This is a genomic window from Nocardia panacis (assembly GCF_003598715.1).
GTDB lineage: Bacteria > Actinomycetota > Actinomycetes > Mycobacteriales > Mycobacteriaceae > Nocardia > Nocardia panacis.
Window position 1 is genome coordinate 99,960 of the sequence record NZ_QZFU01000023.1, and the last position, 16,150, is coordinate 116,109.

Annotated in this window: 18 protein-coding genes and 1 pseudogene; 10 read left to right on the top strand and 9 right to left on the bottom strand. The window is 67.0% G+C overall.

Going from position 1 to position 16,150, the window contains the following annotated elements; genetic code table 11:
- Nucleotides 1–138 precede the first annotated feature (138 nt).
- Nucleotides 139–726 (bottom strand): PadR family transcriptional regulator, encoded by a 588-nt coding sequence (locus D5S18_RS19425; protein ID WP_120042479.1) that lies wholly within the window; start codon nt 724–726, stop codon nt 139–141.
- Nucleotides 727–995: 269 nt separating this feature from the next.
- Between D5S18_RS19425 and D5S18_RS19430 the strand changes: the two genes are divergently transcribed.
- Nucleotides 996–1,784, top strand: coding sequence for a GNAT family N-acetyltransferase (locus tag D5S18_RS19430; protein WP_120042480.1), 789 nt, complete (start codon nt 996–998; stop codon nt 1,782–1,784).
- A gap of 119 nt (nt 1,785–1,903) precedes the next feature.
- Here the strand turns inward: D5S18_RS19430 and D5S18_RS19435 are convergent, their stop codons facing one another.
- Nucleotides 1,904–2,359, bottom strand: a complete 456-nt coding sequence (locus D5S18_RS19435; protein WP_120042481.1) for a MarR family winged helix-turn-helix transcriptional regulator — start codon at nt 2,357–2,359, stop codon at nt 1,904–1,906.
- An 88-nt stretch (nt 2,360–2,447) separates the two neighbouring features.
- On the opposite strand from D5S18_RS19435, the gene D5S18_RS19440 reads away from it, so the two are divergent.
- From D5S18_RS19440 to D5S18_RS19460, 5 genes and pseudogenes are all read left to right on the top strand, one after another.
- Nucleotides 2,448–3,395: a quinone oxidoreductase family protein gene (locus tag D5S18_RS19440; RefSeq protein ID WP_120042482.1), complete on the top strand. Its 948-nt coding sequence runs from the start codon at nt 2,448–2,450 to the stop codon at nt 3,393–3,395.
- Nucleotides 3,396–3,560 (top strand): annotated as a pseudogene (locus tag D5S18_RS35790) (ACR3 family arsenite efflux transporter); the annotation flags it as partial.
- Nucleotides 3,557–3,976, top strand: coding sequence for an arsenate-mycothiol transferase ArsC (locus D5S18_RS19450; RefSeq protein WP_120042483.1), 420 nt, complete (start codon nt 3,557–3,559; stop codon nt 3,974–3,976). The pseudogene D5S18_RS35790 and the gene D5S18_RS19450, both read left to right, overlap by 4 nt.
- A gap of 241 nt (nt 3,977–4,217) precedes the next feature.
- Nucleotides 4,218–5,138, top strand: coding sequence for a class I SAM-dependent methyltransferase (locus D5S18_RS19455; RefSeq protein ID WP_120042484.1), 921 nt, complete (start codon nt 4,218–4,220; stop codon nt 5,136–5,138).
- A 76-nt stretch (nt 5,139–5,214) separates the two neighbouring features.
- A complete protein-coding gene (locus D5S18_RS19460; RefSeq protein ID WP_120042485.1) occupies nt 5,215–5,733 on the top strand; it encodes a PM0498 family protein in 519 nt (172 codons plus the stop codon).
- 24 nt (nt 5,734–5,757) lie between these two features.
- On the opposite strand, the gene D5S18_RS19465 is transcribed toward D5S18_RS19460, so the two are convergent.
- Nucleotides 5,758–6,234, bottom strand: coding sequence for a nitroreductase family deazaflavin-dependent oxidoreductase (locus tag D5S18_RS19465; protein ID WP_203236820.1), 477 nt, complete (start codon nt 6,232–6,234; stop codon nt 5,758–5,760).
- Between the two features lie 130 nt (nt 6,235–6,364).
- Nucleotides 6,365–6,697, bottom strand: a complete 333-nt coding sequence (locus D5S18_RS19470) for an alpha/beta fold hydrolase (protein ID WP_120042486.1) — start codon at nt 6,695–6,697, stop codon at nt 6,365–6,367.
- A 32-nt stretch (nt 6,698–6,729) separates the two neighbouring features.
- Between D5S18_RS19470 and D5S18_RS19475 the strand changes: the two genes are divergently transcribed.
- Nucleotides 6,730–6,870 carry a hypothetical protein gene (locus D5S18_RS19475; RefSeq protein ID WP_203236821.1) on the top strand — a complete coding sequence of 47 codons (141 nt, stop codon included), beginning with the start codon at nt 6,730–6,732 and terminating at the stop codon, nt 6,868–6,870.
- Between the two features lie 102 nt (nt 6,871–6,972).
- Nucleotides 6,973–7,467 carry a hypothetical protein gene (locus D5S18_RS19480; protein ID WP_239003877.1) on the top strand — a complete coding sequence of 165 codons (495 nt, stop codon included), beginning with the start codon at nt 6,973–6,975 and terminating at the stop codon, nt 7,465–7,467.
- Nucleotides 7,468–7,502: 35 nt separating this feature from the next.
- Here the strand turns inward: D5S18_RS19480 and D5S18_RS19485 are convergent, their stop codons facing one another.
- Both D5S18_RS19485 and D5S18_RS19490 read right to left on the bottom strand, forming a co-directional pair.
- Nucleotides 7,503–7,967 carry a nitroreductase family deazaflavin-dependent oxidoreductase gene (locus D5S18_RS19485; RefSeq protein ID WP_120042487.1) on the bottom strand — a complete coding sequence of 155 codons (465 nt, stop codon included), beginning with the start codon at nt 7,965–7,967 and terminating at the stop codon, nt 7,503–7,505.
- Nucleotides 7,964–8,572, bottom strand: coding sequence for a TetR/AcrR family transcriptional regulator (locus tag D5S18_RS19490; RefSeq protein WP_120042866.1), 609 nt, complete (start codon nt 8,570–8,572; stop codon nt 7,964–7,966). The genes D5S18_RS19485 and D5S18_RS19490 overlap by 4 nt, the downstream gene beginning before the upstream one ends.
- 128 nt (nt 8,573–8,700) lie before the next feature.
- Between D5S18_RS19490 and D5S18_RS19495 the strand changes: the two genes are divergently transcribed.
- On the top strand, nt 8,701–9,270 hold the full coding sequence (locus D5S18_RS19495) for a 3'-5' exonuclease (protein WP_120042488.1): 570 nt from the start codon (nt 8,701–8,703) through the stop codon (nt 9,268–9,270).
- On the opposite strand, the gene D5S18_RS19500 is transcribed toward D5S18_RS19495, so the two are convergent.
- Both D5S18_RS19500 and D5S18_RS19505 read right to left on the bottom strand, forming a co-directional pair.
- Complete coding sequence (locus D5S18_RS19500) at nt 9,260–9,667, bottom strand: VOC family protein (RefSeq protein ID WP_120042489.1); 408 nt, start codon at nt 9,665–9,667, stop codon at nt 9,260–9,262. The two genes, D5S18_RS19495 and D5S18_RS19500, sit on opposite strands and share 11 nt — an antisense overlap.
- A gap of 95 nt (nt 9,668–9,762) precedes the next feature.
- Nucleotides 9,763–12,057: a molybdopterin-dependent oxidoreductase gene (locus D5S18_RS19505; protein WP_120042490.1), complete on the bottom strand. Its 2,295-nt coding sequence runs from the start codon at nt 12,055–12,057 to the stop codon at nt 9,763–9,765.
- A 176-nt stretch (nt 12,058–12,233) separates the two neighbouring features.
- On the opposite strand from D5S18_RS19505, the gene D5S18_RS19510 reads away from it, so the two are divergent.
- Entirely contained in the window at nt 12,234–14,453 is a 2,220-nt protein-coding gene (locus D5S18_RS19510; RefSeq protein WP_120042491.1) for an MMPL family transporter, read from the top strand.
- A 44-nt stretch (nt 14,454–14,497) separates the two neighbouring features.
- On the opposite strand, the gene D5S18_RS19515 is transcribed toward D5S18_RS19510, so the two are convergent.
- Nucleotides 14,498–15,880: a bifunctional lysylphosphatidylglycerol flippase/synthetase MprF gene (locus D5S18_RS19515; RefSeq protein ID WP_239003878.1), complete on the bottom strand. Its 1,383-nt coding sequence runs from the start codon at nt 15,878–15,880 to the stop codon at nt 14,498–14,500.
- Nucleotides 15,881–16,150: the final 270 nt, after the last annotated feature.

Sequence of the window (16,150 nt, forward strand, 5' to 3'; positions counted from 1 at the left end):
ATCGAACCTTCCCAACCTCGAGAAGATGCCGCGAAGGATTCGTCACGGTACGCACGGACAACGCCAAGGCGATCGCGCGCGGATGCGACGCAAGGAAAGCCGACGCGGGCGGCTACCCCCACCGATTCCCGACGAAGATCAGTCGGACACTTCCTCGTGGCCGGGCCAACTCAGCGTGCCTTCGGCGATCTCGGCGCGGATCGATTCCAGCCACGCGATCTCCGAACGATCCTGCGCCAGGGCATATTCGGCCTCGATGACATACAGCCGCGGCACCCCTTCCGCGTGCACCTCGGCCAGCAGACGACCGTCCTCCTCGGAGCGTTCGCGCAACCGCTCGATGCGTTCGCTCAGCGCGTCGAGCGCGCCGTCGGGACCGAGTGCGCCGAGGTAGGCGATCGCACCGAGGAATCCGGTGAATCCCCGTGCCGGGTGGCGGATTTCGTGGTCGAGTCGACGGACGAGTTCGGCGCTTCCGGCGGGGGTGAGCGCGTAGACGGTGCGTTCGGGTCGATTCCCGCTGCGCTGCTGCCCCTCCTCCACCGCCCACCCCTGCTCGACCACGGCCGACACCACATTATAGAGGGTGCCGCGATTGACAGCTGACGCGTAATGCTCACTGCGCGAACGTAATTCGGTGAGCAACTGATAGGGATGCGCGGGTTGCTCCATGAGCCGACCGAGCACCGAGACGACGAGGGGGTTGTCCAAAAGCTTCGCTGGCATGGTCTAAATATAACAGTCTAAATAGACCATAGGCAACCGACAGGTCGACCTTCCAGTGGATCGAGGAGACGGCCGACCCGAGCCGCCGAGGATCGACCGCCATCCGATATCCCCCACCGGAAGTCGGTATCGCGATCGTCGGCCCCGGGATCGCTGAAGCATCTCTCGCCGAGGAATACAGCGTCGGCCGCTGGACCATCGACGACATCATCAGCGACCCCTCACCACCCACATGGGCCTACCGAGTCGGAATCGAATATCGTTCGCGCATGTTCCCCACCTGGCGAATCGCCGTTGCCAAAGCGACATTTCAGCGCTGGCCCCGGCATGCCACCCTTGGGCTGGCGACATGGATCGCAGTCATCGGGTTTCCCGCAGCGGTCATCGGCGGCGGCATCACGACCAGATTCCCCTCTGCCGCAACCGAACTCATCGTTGGCGTCCGGCTGCTGCTTGTGGTCGCCACCATCCTCGTCGCGGGATCGCTCTGGGTGTGGCGCGTCAGCGAACTCACCAACAAGGAAACCAGTGCGCGCTACGACTTGCCGCGGGACATCGAAACCTCGCGGCTCACCCTGCGCCGACCGGCGCCGAGGGACGCGGTCTCGCTCGAAGCCACAATCGACGATGCGATGCTGGACAGCAACGGCTGGACAGCACGAAAAGGTCGGGCACTGATCAAGGCGATCGGCGGCGGCCACCCGACTCCAGGGCTTCTCGTGATCGAATCGCGGTCGGACGCAACCGTGATCGGTGGCGCAACCGTGTACTCCACCGGCGACGAAACATCCTCGCGTTCCATCGGTTGGTGGATCGGCGCCGGTCACCGGGGCGCCGGTTACGCCGGCGAAGCGGTCGCCGCACTGGTCGACGCCATCCACGACGCCGGATACGCCAGCGTCGAGATCGGCACGAAAGAGTCGAATCTCGCGGTGCAGCGCATCTGCGACAAGATCGGCGCGACAGTAGTGGACCGGCGACCGCAGCCGCTACCGAACGGATCGACCGTCCTCGTAATCTGGTACGAGCATCGACGTGTGGTCACAGAACCAACGTGAATCAGAGGCTCGCGCAACAGGACACGGATCTATCCGGAAGCGCCGGCCATGAAGTCTCCATTGACGGTCGGAGGTCCAACAGGCCGGCGGACAAAGGTTTCCCCCACCAGTGTGGGATGTCAGTTGGGGTGGGCGGTGGGTGTTTGCTCGACAAGGGTGGCGGTGGCGCGATCCAGGAATTCGCAGAACTGTCTGTGCTCGTCGGGGGTGAAGCGGTCGGTGAGTGCGCGTTCGAGCACGATGACTTCTCGGTAGGCGCGGTCGAGGAGGTCCCGTCCCGCGGGGGTTGCGGTCGCGATCATGACCTTGGCGTGCACCGCGGCGGGTCGGCGATCGATGAGTCCTTTGTTCTGCATCCCGGTCAGAACGGTCGCCATGCTCTGCTGGGTGACCCCGAGGGCGCGGGCCAGTTGCGCACCGGACATGCCGTCCGCACGCGAGAGGGTCAGCAGCACCGTGTACTGGGTCATGGTCAGTCCGTAGCCGCGCAGCGCCGCCTCGTGGTGGGCCATGAGCGCGTGTTCGGCGCGCCGGATGCGAGTGCACACGTATTCCTCGACGGGCACGTCGGCCATGTCACAACTCCCTCAGTTGACTCAAATACCTGATACTGCTTGGCTCTTGCATATCAGGATACTGAGTCAACACAGAAAGTTGAATGTGATGAAGGCTGTTGTGCTGGACACCGACGATCAGTTCCACCTGTCCGAGGTGCCCGAACCCGTACCGGGGCCGGGTGAGGTCGCGATCCGGGTCGCCTACGCGGGGGTGCAGTACGGGGATGTGCTGGTGCGCGCGGCGCATTTCCCGTTGCCACGCCCGTTCGTGCCGGGGTTCGAGGCGGCAGGCGCGATCGTCGCGGTCGGCGACGGCGTGGACGCGACGCGGCTCGGTGAGCCGGTGGTCGCGCTGGTCGGTGGGGGCGCCTACGCCGAGGTTGTGACCGCGCCCGCCATGCTGGCGATCAACGCCGCCGCGATCGGGCCGCGAGAGGCCGCCGGGTTCGGGTGGGTGACCCCGACCGCCTACGACCTCATCAACACCGTCGCCAGGGTGCGGCGCGCGGACAGTGTGCTGATCCACGCGGCCGCCGGTGGTGTCGGAACACTGGCCGGGCAGTTCGCGGCGGCGGCGGGTGCGCAGCGAATCGTCGGGGTGGTCGGCAATCCCGGTCAGGTCGAGTACGCGCGCCGGTTCGGCTACCACGAGGTGCTGGTGCGCGACGAGTTTCCCGACGCGCTGGGCGAGGAGCGGTTCGACGTGATCCTGGATCCGATCGGCGGCGCCACCAGGGTCGCGAACCTGCAACGGCTGGCGCCCCACGGTCGGATCGTGGTCTACGGCAACATCGCCACCTTCGAGCCGGTCACCGTGTCGACCAACGACCTGCTGATGCGAGGCCAGTCGCTGCTCACCTACAACAGTGACCTGACCAGCAAGTCCGATCCGAAACGATTGGCCGACAGCGCGACTCGCGCCATGGCCCTGGTCGCCGACGGGTCGGTGGGTATCGATATCACCGCCGAATACACCCTGACCGAGGTCGAGACCGCGATCGCCGACCTGGCCGGTGGCGTGACCCACGGCAAGGCGATCGTCCGCGTCGGGTGAGGCGCCACCTCCGGGCAAGCCCTCGCCGGAGTGGTCGGACCGCTGATCGAGGTCCCGGTCCTCGTCGGCCTCGTCTACGTCTCGCCGGCACTGCGCGGACGATTCCGGGCCACGAGCATCGCGCCCGCCGAAACCGCCCGCACCGAAGGAGTATCGCGGTCGTGAGCACCCGCACCGCCGTTCTGTTCGTCTGTGTCGGCAACCGCGGCAAATCCCAGATAGCCGCCGGACTTATGCGCCGAGCCGCGAACGAAAGCATCGAGGTGCACTCCGCAGGCACGAAACCTTCCTCGGGAACCCTCAACGAGGAGTCGGTGCGATCGCTGCTGGAAGTGGGCGTCGACATCCGCGACGAGTCACCCAAACCCATCGATCCGCAGTTGCTGCGCCCGGTCGATCTGGTCGTCACTCTCGGCCGTGAAGCGCACGTCGAACCGGTCGATGGCGTGCGAATCATCAACTGGGACACCGACGAACCCTCCGAGCGCGGCATCGACGGCATCGAACGGATGCGCCTGGTCCGCGACGACATCGCCGACCGCGTCCGACAACTGGTCGCCGAACTCATCCCACCCGCCTGACCTCCCCCTGCGACCAACGGGAACGACGGCCTCGTCACGGCACGCCATCCACATACTCACGAGCGACATGCCCTGAGACTCCACCGCGTTGGCGCCGGATTCCGCCGGGCGCAGTCCGGAACCCCGTCGGACCAGCTTCGTCGCGAAATGTCACAGGCATGTGGTGCGATGTGGTCGACGGTGCTGCGAGCCGCGAAAAGGGTGACGCCGCTGGACAAAACGACCTGAGGAAAGGTACGGCGTGAGTTCTTCGAGGAGCGACGCAGATGCACGGGATCTGGCGGCAGGCGTTGGGGCGACCGCCACCATGGCCGCCACCGCCAGGGCGATCGCGACGCGCGAGGATCGGGCGCTCATCGACGATCCGTTCGCCGAACCGCTCGTCCGGGCGGTCGGTGTCGACCTGCTCACGCGGTTGGCGAGCGGCGCGCAAGCCCCGGACGATCTGGTCGGACAGATGTGGATCGACGGGGCCAAGGCGCGGACCAAGTTCTATGACGAGTTCTTCCGCGCCGCGACCGACGCGGGTAGCAGGCAGGTCGTGATCCTGGCCTCGGGACTGGACTCGCGCGCCTACCGACTGCCGTGGCCCGCCGGGACCGTGGTGTACGAGGTCGACCAGCCGCGGGTCCTCGAATTCAAAACGCGCGCACTGGCCGAACTGGGCGCCGCACCCACCGCCGACCGGCGGACGGCTGCCGTCGATCTGCGCGAGGAGTGGTCCGCGGCCCTGCGGGCCGCCGGATTCGACCCGACCCGGCCGACCGCGTGGAGCGCCGAAGGTCTGCTGGGCTACCTGCCGCCCGCCGCGCAGGACCGCCTGTTGGACACCGTCACCGAACTCAGCGCGCCGGGCAGCCGGTTGGCCACCGAGAGCAGGCCCAACCCGCGACCGGGCGAGGAAGAGACGACCCGGCGACGCCTGGACCGCATCTCCGAGCAGTGGCGCGGGCAGAATTTCGATACCGATATGGCGCGGCTGCGTTACCTCGGTGCGCGCAACGAGGCCGCTCCCTATCTGCTCGGCCTCGGTTGGACGCTGCGCGGGATCAGCGTCCGAGACCTGTTCGCCGCCAACGGCCTTCCGCCGCTGACCGACGACGACCTGCGCATGGGGGACCTGCTCCACATCAGTGGGATTCTCGAGAAGTCCGCGAGGTAGCGCCCTTTCACCGCGGCGGGATCGGACCCTGAGAAACCGCTCGGCACAACATCGTCACCCGTGACACTCTGTAGCGGTGTTGACGCTGAAACTGAGCGACGCCGCGGTGAAAACCCTTGGCGTGGTAGCTGGATTCGCCTTCCTGGAACCCCCCGACGGACTCGCCGACGGGCTGCGCGCCCACCTCGAGAAGGGACTGACCCACCGCGGCAATGTGCTCACCTGGGCCGGTTCCACGGCGACGGTCGACCGCTCCGGCTCCCGACTCTTCGATCTCACCGGCTGGGAATGCGCCGCCAGCGTCGTCCACTTGGCGGAGCACCTCCCGATCGACACCGGGGACGGCATCACCGAACCCGACCAGCGCATCCTGCTCCTGCACGGCATCGCCCTGGCCCGCGCCCTCACCGAACACGTCTACCGGCTGGCGCCCCGCGTCGGCGTCCGCTTCATCATCGACGCCAACGACACCGACGCCACCTTCCGCTTCCACCGCATCCGCCCCGGCGAGGAATGGAATCTGCCCGACCTCGACACCTACATCAACTCCAAGCCGGTGGTCATCGACATCGAGCCGTTCGACCGCACCTGGTGAAAAACCCCTGCTCCCGAATTGGATTCACATGCGGGTCAGCTCGAAGATCCGGAACTCCCTGAACCCGGACAGCGCGTGCTCCATCTCGTAGCCCGGCCAGAACTCCACCGCCAGATCCCACAGCCGCTTGCGATCCACCCCGCGCACCTGCTCGACCCGCACCGTGAACCGCTCACCGCGCCAGCGCACCGTCGCCGTGTCCGCCGCCCGCAGATTCGCCGACCACACCGGATGCCGCGCGTCACCCCAATTCGACCCGATCACCACCAGCGACTCCCCGTTCGGCACGCACAGCAGCGAGGTCGTGCGCGGCAATCCGGTCTTGCGCCCGACCACCGTGATCTCGAGCGAGGGCAGCCCCGCCAGATCCAGCACACCGCGCCGTCCCCGACTCGCCCACCGCACCACCTGTTCGAGCGGCCGCACCGCCCACCCCAGCCCCATCACCCAGGGCTGACGCCCCAATAGTCGAGCCAACGCGGGCAACGGATTCGACACCATACCCAAATCCTGGCAGACCCCGCCCACCCACCCCCATCCCCACCGCCCCCGATGAGAGCACCATCACTCCCCCGCCCTGAAATCTCCACCCCCACTGCGGAATTCACATCGCTCTGTCCGCCCTCCCCGGCTATTGCCGGCAGCGTTCGTCCACCCGGTCAAGGCTGTGAATCTCTGGACCGAATCGAGCCGAGCACCCGGCGGCATGGAATGCGAGCAGGTCGCCGTTGAGCCGATCGCGGTGGGACAGATGCAGCATGCGGGAGGCGTTGTCGTAGACCACGAGTGTGCTGTCGGGGATCAGGTCGGCCGAGCGTTGCCCGCAGGTCCGCAGCGGCGCGAAGGCATCGTGGGTGCCGTGGACCACCAGTGTCGACAGGGTGATGCGACTCGCCTCGGGGCGGAAGTCGACGGCCAGATTGCTGCGGGTGCATTCCACCGCGGCGTGCAGCGAGACCCGCATCCACTCCCGGATGGTGGCGTCCTTCTCCGATCGTGGAACGCGGGCTCGGTGTTCCCGGCCCCATCCGCGAGTACTACCGCACCGGCCTGCGCGATACCGCCGACTCCACTCGATGGCGCACCGATATCGCCTGGCCGGCATTCCTCACCAATGCCACGGATTTCGGGGCTTGATTCTCGAACTATGTTGTGCCGTAACAACTCTCGAGTTTGCGTTACCGAATCGATACCGCCGCGACCGCTAACGCCGCTCGCGCCGCGACCGACTATCGGTACATGAGTCTCAAACGAGTTCTTGCCAATCGGTTTTCGGTTCGGACCTGGATCATCGCGGCGGCGACGGTCGGTGCGGTCGTCGGGATAACCGGGCCTGCGTCGGCCGGCGCCGGAGACACCTCCACCACATTCACCCCGACGCTGACGCGGATTCCCGGCCAGAACTGCGCCGCGATCATCAATGCCTCGCTCATGCCGCAGCCGAGGCCGGGCGAATTCGCCGTCAAAGTGGCGATCACCCGCACCGGCGAATCCTGCAGCGCCTTCCGCATCTTCGTGCAATGGAAGAACGTGGATACCGGCGCCACCGGCGGACAGTCGGATCGGGTCGACGAGAACGGCGTCCTCGAACAGCCCGATGGCGTGATCACCGGCATGGGTATGGGACCGGGACGCGGTCGGGTCGAGGCGACGATCGATACGACCGACGAGAGTTACCCCCAGCGCCGCGATCAGGAGCACCTGCCGGGCAGGGTGATGACCATTCTGAACTGACGGTCGATCACGGTTGGACATGCGCGTCGGCGACCCTACCGGTTTCCCAACCGCAGCGACACCATGGGCAGGGTGTCGACCGGGTGGCCGACGGCATGTTCGATCGCGGCGCGCAACTTCCGCCATGCCCTCGGATGGCGTTGGGCGTAGCGGGCCAGCGCCGCATCCGATTCCGACTTCGACATCGGCGTCGCGATGGCCGGAATCGAACGCCGCAACCCGATGGATACCCGCACACGGGGTTCGGCCTCGATATTGCGGTACCACTGGGCACGGGGACCGAATCCGGAGACCACCACGTACCGATCGGTCTCCGGATGGTCGACGACTTCCAGCACGACGTATCGGCGCGCGCCGCTGCTGCGGCCGATGTGCTCGAGCATCAGGAGTCTGACACCGAACACGATGCCGAGGCCCGCCCGATACAGGCCGATCGGCGCCCGCACGAACCAGCGGGTCCGCAGGGCTTTGCTGCTGAGTCTGGCGCCGATGGTGCTCATCGATGATCTCCTTCGTATTCCTCGCGCTCGGGTCCCTGCGCGGACTCGAGTAAACCCGTAATGCGTTGCAGCGGTGCGCCGATCGGCAGCGCCGCGGCGCGGTCGTCCACGATTCGATGCAGGAACAGGCCGTCGAGCGCGGCCATCAGAACCGCCGCGCTCGCTTCGGCATCCGTTGAACCTTGTGCCCGCAGCCAGTGCGTCACCCCCTCGCGATGCGTGCGCAGCAGCGCGCCCAACTCGGTGCGCAACCGCTCATGGCGGCTCGCGGCCAACATCACCTCGACGATCACGAGGCTGACCTCGTCATCGGGTCGATAGGAATCCACCGCCGCGGCCAAGACCTCGAGACCGGCGCGCCCGGACTCCCCCGTCACCGCGTCCGCCAAGCGCTGCGTCTCACCGCGCATCACCCGCAGTCCGGCATCGATCAGCAGGTCGTTGACCGTGGAGAAGTGGTAGTGCACGACCCCCGATCGCACTCCGGCCCGCTCGGCCACCAGCCTCGTGCTCACCGCACCCCACCCCCGCTCGGCGATCAGCGCGGCCGCCGCATCCATGAGTCGCGACCGCGTCTGGTCGCCCTGCTCCGCCGCGGTCACCATGAAGAACTCCGCATCCCGACACATTGGTCAATCGCCTTGGGCATACGTCCAAATTAAACCCCGAGCGGGAGCTGCGCAAGCCACAAAATGGGATGCGGGTCGCAGGCCGAAACCAGTAACCTCGCCGCATGGTTGATGGGGCGCGCCTGGTGAATGTCGTTGACGTCGAGGCCACCTGCTGGGAGGGGATACCACCCGAGGGTCAGCGGAGCGAGATCATCGAGATCGGCTTGACCGTGGTCGACATCGTCGCCCGCACCCGCGTCAGCAAGCACCGTATTCTGGTGCGGCCGGAGCACTCGACCGTCAGCCCGTTCTGCACGGAACTGACCGGCCACACACGGGCCGAGGTGGAAACCGGGATCAGCTTCGCGGCGGCATGCCGAACATTGACCACCGAGTACGCGGCGAAGAAGCGCGGCTGGGCGAGCTGGGGCGACTACGACCGCAAACAGTTCCTGCGCCAGTGCGAGGCCACCGCGACCGACTATCCCTTCGGCGCGCGCCACATCAACGCGAAGGCGGTATTCGCGACCGCCCTGGACCTGCGACGGCCGGTGGGTATGGCCGGAGCCCTGGGGATCAGCGGACTTCCGCTGGAGGGCAGGCACCACCGGGGTGACGACGATGCCTGGAATATCGCCGCGCTGGTTCTCCGGCTAGCCGATATGGGCGCTTGGCCAGGGGTCAATCCTTAGGGTAGACAGCGATTTCGATGAGATTGCCGTCGAGATCACGGCAATAGTGTGAGGTCATATCGCCCAGGGCGCCCGACTTGGTGACGGGACCATTGACGATCTCCACACCGCACGCGGTCAGATGCGCGGCGACCTCTTCCGGGGACGCCTCGGTGATGAAACACAGGTCCTCCGAACCCGCCGCCTCCACCGCGCCGGTGGTCCACGCCGGATCCAGCTCGAGCGCGCCGATCGGACGCAGATTGATCTTCTGCGCACCGAATTTGAGCGCGGTCCGCGCCGACGGACCGAAGGTCTGCACGGTCATCCCGAGCACCCGCGCATACCAGGCCGCGGTGGCCGCGACATCGCGGCAATTGAGGACCACATGATCGAAACGTTCGACACTCAACGCCATTGCCGCATCCTCCTGGCCCAAGGTATTTCGTTCGGCAGACTAACAGCTGCGCCATCGCGGCGAACCGCCGAACCCGCCGAACGAAACCAGCAGACCTACACCGACGAATCCGCGATCGCGGGCGGACCGTCGACACCCAGCGCGGGCAACTCCCCAGCGAAAAGCTCCACCTCGACCAGCGACAACTGACCGGTGGACCCCTGCGCCAACCGGGAAGTGCCCCGATCCGCCGCCACCGCATTCGGATTCCCGTGCCGACAGAAACTCCGATCCGCCGGATCCGGGTCGTACCAGGCTCCCGTGGACAACTGCACCACACCCGCCCGCACCGCGTCCGAGATCACCACGCCCGCAAGGCAACTGCCACGATCATTGAACACCCGCACGATATCGCCCGCGCCGAGACCCCGCGCCGCCGCATCATCGGGATGCAGGCGGATCGGCTCGCGACCCCGCACCTTCACCGAACGACTGTGCGCACCCACATCGAGCTGACTGTGCAACTTGGTCCGCGGCTGATTGGCCACCAACTGCAACGGGAACCGCGCCGCCCGCGCACCACCCAACCACTCCAGCGGCTCCCGCCACACCGGATGACCCGGACAATCGTCGTATCCGAAGCCCGCGATGGTCTCGGAGAAGATCTCGATCCGACCACTCGGCGTGGTCAGCGGATGCGCCACCGGATCGGCCCGGAACTGTGCGAACGCCACATTCTCCGGCTCGCGCAGCGGCAACTCGATCGACTCGCCCGCCCAGAACTCGTCGAACTCCGGCACCGGATACCCCCGCTCGGCCATGCCTGCGCGCCACTCGGTGTACAGGTGCCGCAACCACTCCCGGGCGGTGCGCCCCTCGGTGAATTCCTTACCGACACCGAGCCTTTCGGCCACCTCACCGAGAATCCAGTAGTCGTCGCGCGCCTGCCCGTGCGGACCCGTCAACGCGGGCATCGGAAAGAACATCCGATCGCCCTGGCCCGCACCGAAATCGTCGCGCTCGATCGACATCGTCGAGGGCAGCACGATATCCGCGTGCCGCGCCGAAGCCGTCCAGAACGGATCGTGCACCACCACCGTATCCGGCCGACCGAACGCCGCCCCCAACCGCGTCAGATCCTGATGATGATGGAACGGATTGCCACCGGCCCAGTACACCAACCGAATCCGCGGATACCGCCGATGCTGACCGTTGTACTCGTAGTCGGTGCCCGGCCCGAGCAACATATCCGAGATCCGCGCCACCGGAATGTACTCATCGACCGGATTGCGCCCCTGCGGGAAACGCGGCGTGGAAACGGCCCGCACCGGCTCTCCCACATGCGAACTCGACCCGTACCCGTGCCCGAAACCCCCGCCGGGCAAGCCGATCTGACCCAGCATCGCCGCCAACACGATCCCCATCCACAGCGGCTGCTCCCCGTACTGCTGCCGCTGCAGCGACCAACTCACCGTGATGAACGTGCGCGTACCCGCCATCTCCCGCGCCAACGACCGGATCGTCTCCGCCGCCACCCCCGTGATCGCCGCCGCCCACTCCGGATCCTTCGCCACACCGTCGACCGCGCCCCGCAGATACTCCGCGAAACGCTCGAACCCCACCGCATGCGTCGACAGGAAATCCCGGTCCGCCAAACCCTCCGCGTCCAACACCCACGCCAACCCCAACATCAGCGCCGCATCGCTGCCCGGCCGCGGCGCCAACCACCGCGCATCCGCCTCGGCGGGCATATCGTCCCGCAGCGGCGACACCGTCACGAAACGGCAGCCGTTCGCCGCGGCCGCCCCGATCCAGCCGCGCGTATTGTGCCGCGACACCCCACCCGGCGCCACCGCCGAATTCTTCGGCGAGATCCCACCGAAGGACACCAGCAGCCGCGTGTGCTCGGCCAGCACCGACTTCGTCGTCCCCGCGTCCAGCACCGTGCCCATATCGGCCAGCACATGCGGCAGCAGCACCGTGGACGCGCCGAGGCTGTAACTGTTCACACTCGACACATAACCGCCGAGCACATTCAGGAACCGGTGCAACTGACTCTGCGCGTGATGGAACCGCCCCGCACTGGCCCACCCGTACGACGACCCGTACACCGCATCGGCGCCGAACTCCCCATACACCCGACGCAATTCCCCGGCAAGCAGATCCAGCGCCCGCTCCCACGACACCGGCACGAACTCCTCCGTGCCCCGCGCCGCCGGACCCGGCCCGTGCTCGAGCCACCCGCGCCGCACGTACGGCTGATCGATCCGCGTCGGATGGTGCTGCGCGGAGGCCACATTCTCGATCAAAGGGTTGGGTTCGGGATCACCCGACCACGGGCGCACCCGCGTCAACCGGGTGCCGTCACTCACGGCGTCGAAGGCCCCCCAATGCGTGAGATGCGTTGTCATGCAATCCAACCTACGCCACACCACCGACGATTTGTGACCTACCACTTGTGGCTGCCGACCGCGTCAAACCCGCCTGTACCTTGGGTAACGACCGCGCAACCCGGCGCGAAACCCCTGGAGAGGATGCCGCCCTTGACGATTCGCGCGACCGCCGCCACCCTTCGGGCAGCCCACTGATGTTCGCGCGCTGGGGGGAACTCGTCCACCGACTCCGCTACACCGTCCTGGGTCTCACCGTCGCCGCCCTGCTCGCCCTCGGCGGCTACGGCATCGGCGTCGAAGACCACCTCAGCTCCAGCGGACTGTTCGACCCCACCGCCGAATCCTCCCGTGCCGCCGAGATCGCCGACCGCGCCTTCGGCCGCAACCACGACGGCGACGTCCTGCTGATCGTCACCGCACCACCCGGTAAAACCGTCGACGATCCCGACCTCACCGCCCGCGTGGTCGAGCACCTCAACCGCCTTCCCCGCGAACATCCGAACGAGATCGCCGCCGTCAACGCCTCCTACTGGCCCGGAGCAGGCGCCCTCACCGGCACCCAGGCCGCCACCGAGGACCGGACCACAGCCTTCGCCGCGCTGGCCCTGCTCGGCGACAACGACACCGACGTCCTGGCCAACTACCGCAAGGTCAAGGACGAGTTCACCATTCCCGGCGTCGACGTCCGCGTCGCCGGACTCCAAGCCGTCGCGGGCACCATCAACGACACCATGGCCGACGACATCACCCGAATGGAGAAGCTCGCCTTCCCGGCCGTCGCCGTCCTCTTGTTCTTCATCTTCGGCGGACTCATCGCCGCCGCCCTGCCCCTGCTCGTCGGCGCGCTCACCGTCGCGGGCGCCAATGGCATCGTCATGGCCCTCACCCACCTCACCCAGGTCAATTCCTTCGTCTCCGGCGTCATCTCCATGGTCGGACTCGGCCTGGCCATCGACTACGGCCTGTTCATCGTCAGCCGCTTCCGCGAGGAACTCGCCGAAGGCCACGACACCCCCGCCGCCGTGCGCCGCACCGTCACGACCGCCGGGCGCACCGTCGTCTACTCCGCCACCATGGTCATCGCCAGCCTCGCGGGCCTGCTGATATTCCCCCAGGGCTTCCTCAAATCCATCGCCTACGGCGCGATCGCCACCGTGGCCCTGGCCGCGCTCACCGCCATCACCGTCCTGCCCGCCACCCTCGCCCTGCTCGGCCCGCGCGTCGACAAGTTCGGCCTGCAACGCTTCCGCCGCACCCGCACCGCCGAACAGGTGGAGAACAGTTTCTGGGGCCGCACCGCCCGCTGGGTCATGCGCCGACCGCTGCGGGTGGCCATCCCCCTCAGCATCGGCCTGTTCCTGCTGATCATCCCCATGAAGAACCTCGTCTTCGGCGGACTCAGCGAGAAATACCTCCCCGCCGACAACCCGGTCCGCATCGCCCAGCACGACTTCGACGAACAGTTCAAACTCCGCAAAGCCGACCCGCTCATGCTGATCGTGCTGTCGGACAACACCGCCGACGTCGGACGGGTCCGCACCCTCGCCAACGAGGCCCCCGGCCTCGCCGAGGAGTTCGAAGTCCCCAAACCCGCCAGGGGGCAACCCGGCGTCTACCGCATGCAGACCCCGCTCATCGACTCCGCCCAGGGCGGCAAAACCATCGAATACCTGCGCGCCATGGACATTCCCGAGGGCACCACCCTGCTCGTCGGCGGCAAACCCGCACTGGAGAAGGACAGCATCGACGCCCTGCTCTACCGCATCCCCTTCATGATCCTGCTGGTCGTCGTCCTGACCGGCACCCTCATGTTCCTCACCTTCGGCTCGATCGTGCTGCCCATCAAGGCCATCCTCATGAGCGCGCTCGGCCTCGGCTCCACCCTCGGCATCCTGACCTGGATCTTCGTCGACGGACACGGCGCGAACCTGCTGCACTTCACCCCGCAGCCCATCATGGCCCCCGTCCTCGTACTGATCATCGCCATCATCTACGGACTGTCCACCGACTACGAGGTCTTCCTGCTCTCCCGCATGGTCGAGGCCCGCGCGCGGGGGGCGAGCACCGTCGCCGCCATCGGGTCCGGCACCGCGCACACCGGGCGCATCATCACCGCCGCCGCCCTCATCCTGCTCGTGGTCACCGGCGCGTTCGCCTTCTCCGACCTGGTCATGATGCAGTACATCGCCTACGGCATGATCGCCGCGCTCGTCATCGATGCCACCCTGCTGCGCATGCTCCTCGTCCCGGCAGTCATGCGCCTGCTCGGCGACGACTGCTGGTGGGCGCCGGCCCCGCTGCGCCGTCTCCAGGAACGCATCGGCATGCGCGAACCCGACCTAGGCGCCGAGCAACCCGTCGAGGCAGCGCCCGTACAGGTCTCGCCGAACGGATTCACCCGGCGCCGCGAGTGAGGCCCGAACGCGCAACGACCCCGCGGGTGCGGGGTCGTTGGCGTTCAGTACTGACGACGATGCGGGACGAACTCCAGCGACAGCATGGCCGCGCCCGCGATCAGCACCTCGCGCCAGCGGATCAGGGCGTAGCGCTGGTCCGACAGGGCGTGGAACTTGCGCAGATACCGGTACAGCGACTCCAGCCGGATCAGGGGATCGCCCAGATGCACGAGCAGATACATCAACTGCTGGGTCCGCGACCGCTGCTTGTCGGCGAACAACTCGGGAAACGCCGCGAACGCCAAGGAGATTCGGCGAATGCCTTGGGCGCGGGCGTAAGCCACCAGGTCGACCACCATGCGCTCGTCCAGCCCGTTCGGGGCGTCCTTGCGTCGCCACGGCACGTCCAGGCTCAACTCGCGCCCGCCGCCGGAGACGCCGTAGCGCTGGAAACCCACCACCCGGTCCTCGGCATCGCGCGCCAACACCACCAGCATGTGCGGATTCCGACCGTCCAGCAGGTGGTCCAGGATCATCGAGAAGCCGCGACTCTGCCGACCGGCATGCCATTCGTCGACGACGCCGAGCAGATCCGCGCGCAGCGCGGGCGGCAGCGCGCCCTCCGCGATCACCTCGGTGCGCACGCCGAAGTTCTTGGTGCGACTCACCGCCTGACGCAGATTCCGGTACTTGCGTCCGACCATGTCGAACCGGTCCACCTCGATGACCACGTCGCGCCCGATCGGCACCGGACGCAGGCCGCGATGCTCGGCCGCGCGCTCGCGCCACAGCCCGCTCACCTCGGGACCGGCCCCGAGCACCGCGATCCGCCAGCCGTGATTCATCGCGAATTCGGAGAATTCGCCGACCAGTTCGCCGAACGCGGCCCGATCCCCGATCGGATCGCCCGCCACCACCGCGATCCCGAAGCGGGTGCGATAGGCGATGGCCGCCGTGGACTGGGCGTTGAAGTAGTAGGTCTTCGACGAGTGCAGCGCGAACGGCGCGAGTGGATCGTCGATCGTCCTGTCGACCAGAGCCGCCACCCGATACATCTGCTGCGGCTGCGGTCTGCTCGACTGCGGCAGCATCAGGATGAATCCGGTCGAGGCCAGCAGCCCGAACCCGACGGCGGGATGTTCGGCCCGATACGCCACATTCGCGCACGCCAGCGCGAAGACCGCGATCGTCAAGTGCGGCAGTGTGATCGGCCGGTGCAGATGCAGACCCCGCGCCACGAACACACCCGAGAGCGAAGCCGCGACGAACCACGCGTGGTTCACACCCTCGTGGGTGGCCTGCACCGCCTCGTAGATCAGTACCAGACTCACGCCGAGCAGTGCCGTCATCAGGACCGGCCGCACCATAGGCGCCGTGGTGAACGACGCCTCCCGGTACGCGGTCAACGTGGAGTTGCGCGCCATGATCCCCCCTTCCTCATTCACGTCGCCCACCTAACTCGCCGTGACGATCCCACGACCAGCCGGTCATCGAGAACCTCCCGCCATCCACCGAAACAATCACACCGTGCGGCATCCGCCCACTCTCCTGACGACCATCCGCCCGAAACCCATCCGATCCCGACCCCGCCGAGGGTTCCCCTCTCCTCGATGCGGCCGACCACCGGTTAACTCTCACTCTCACCGTGAACGTGCGCGAAGGCAACGATATTTCATAGGAGGATTTACATAGTCAGATGCGCATATCTTGGTACG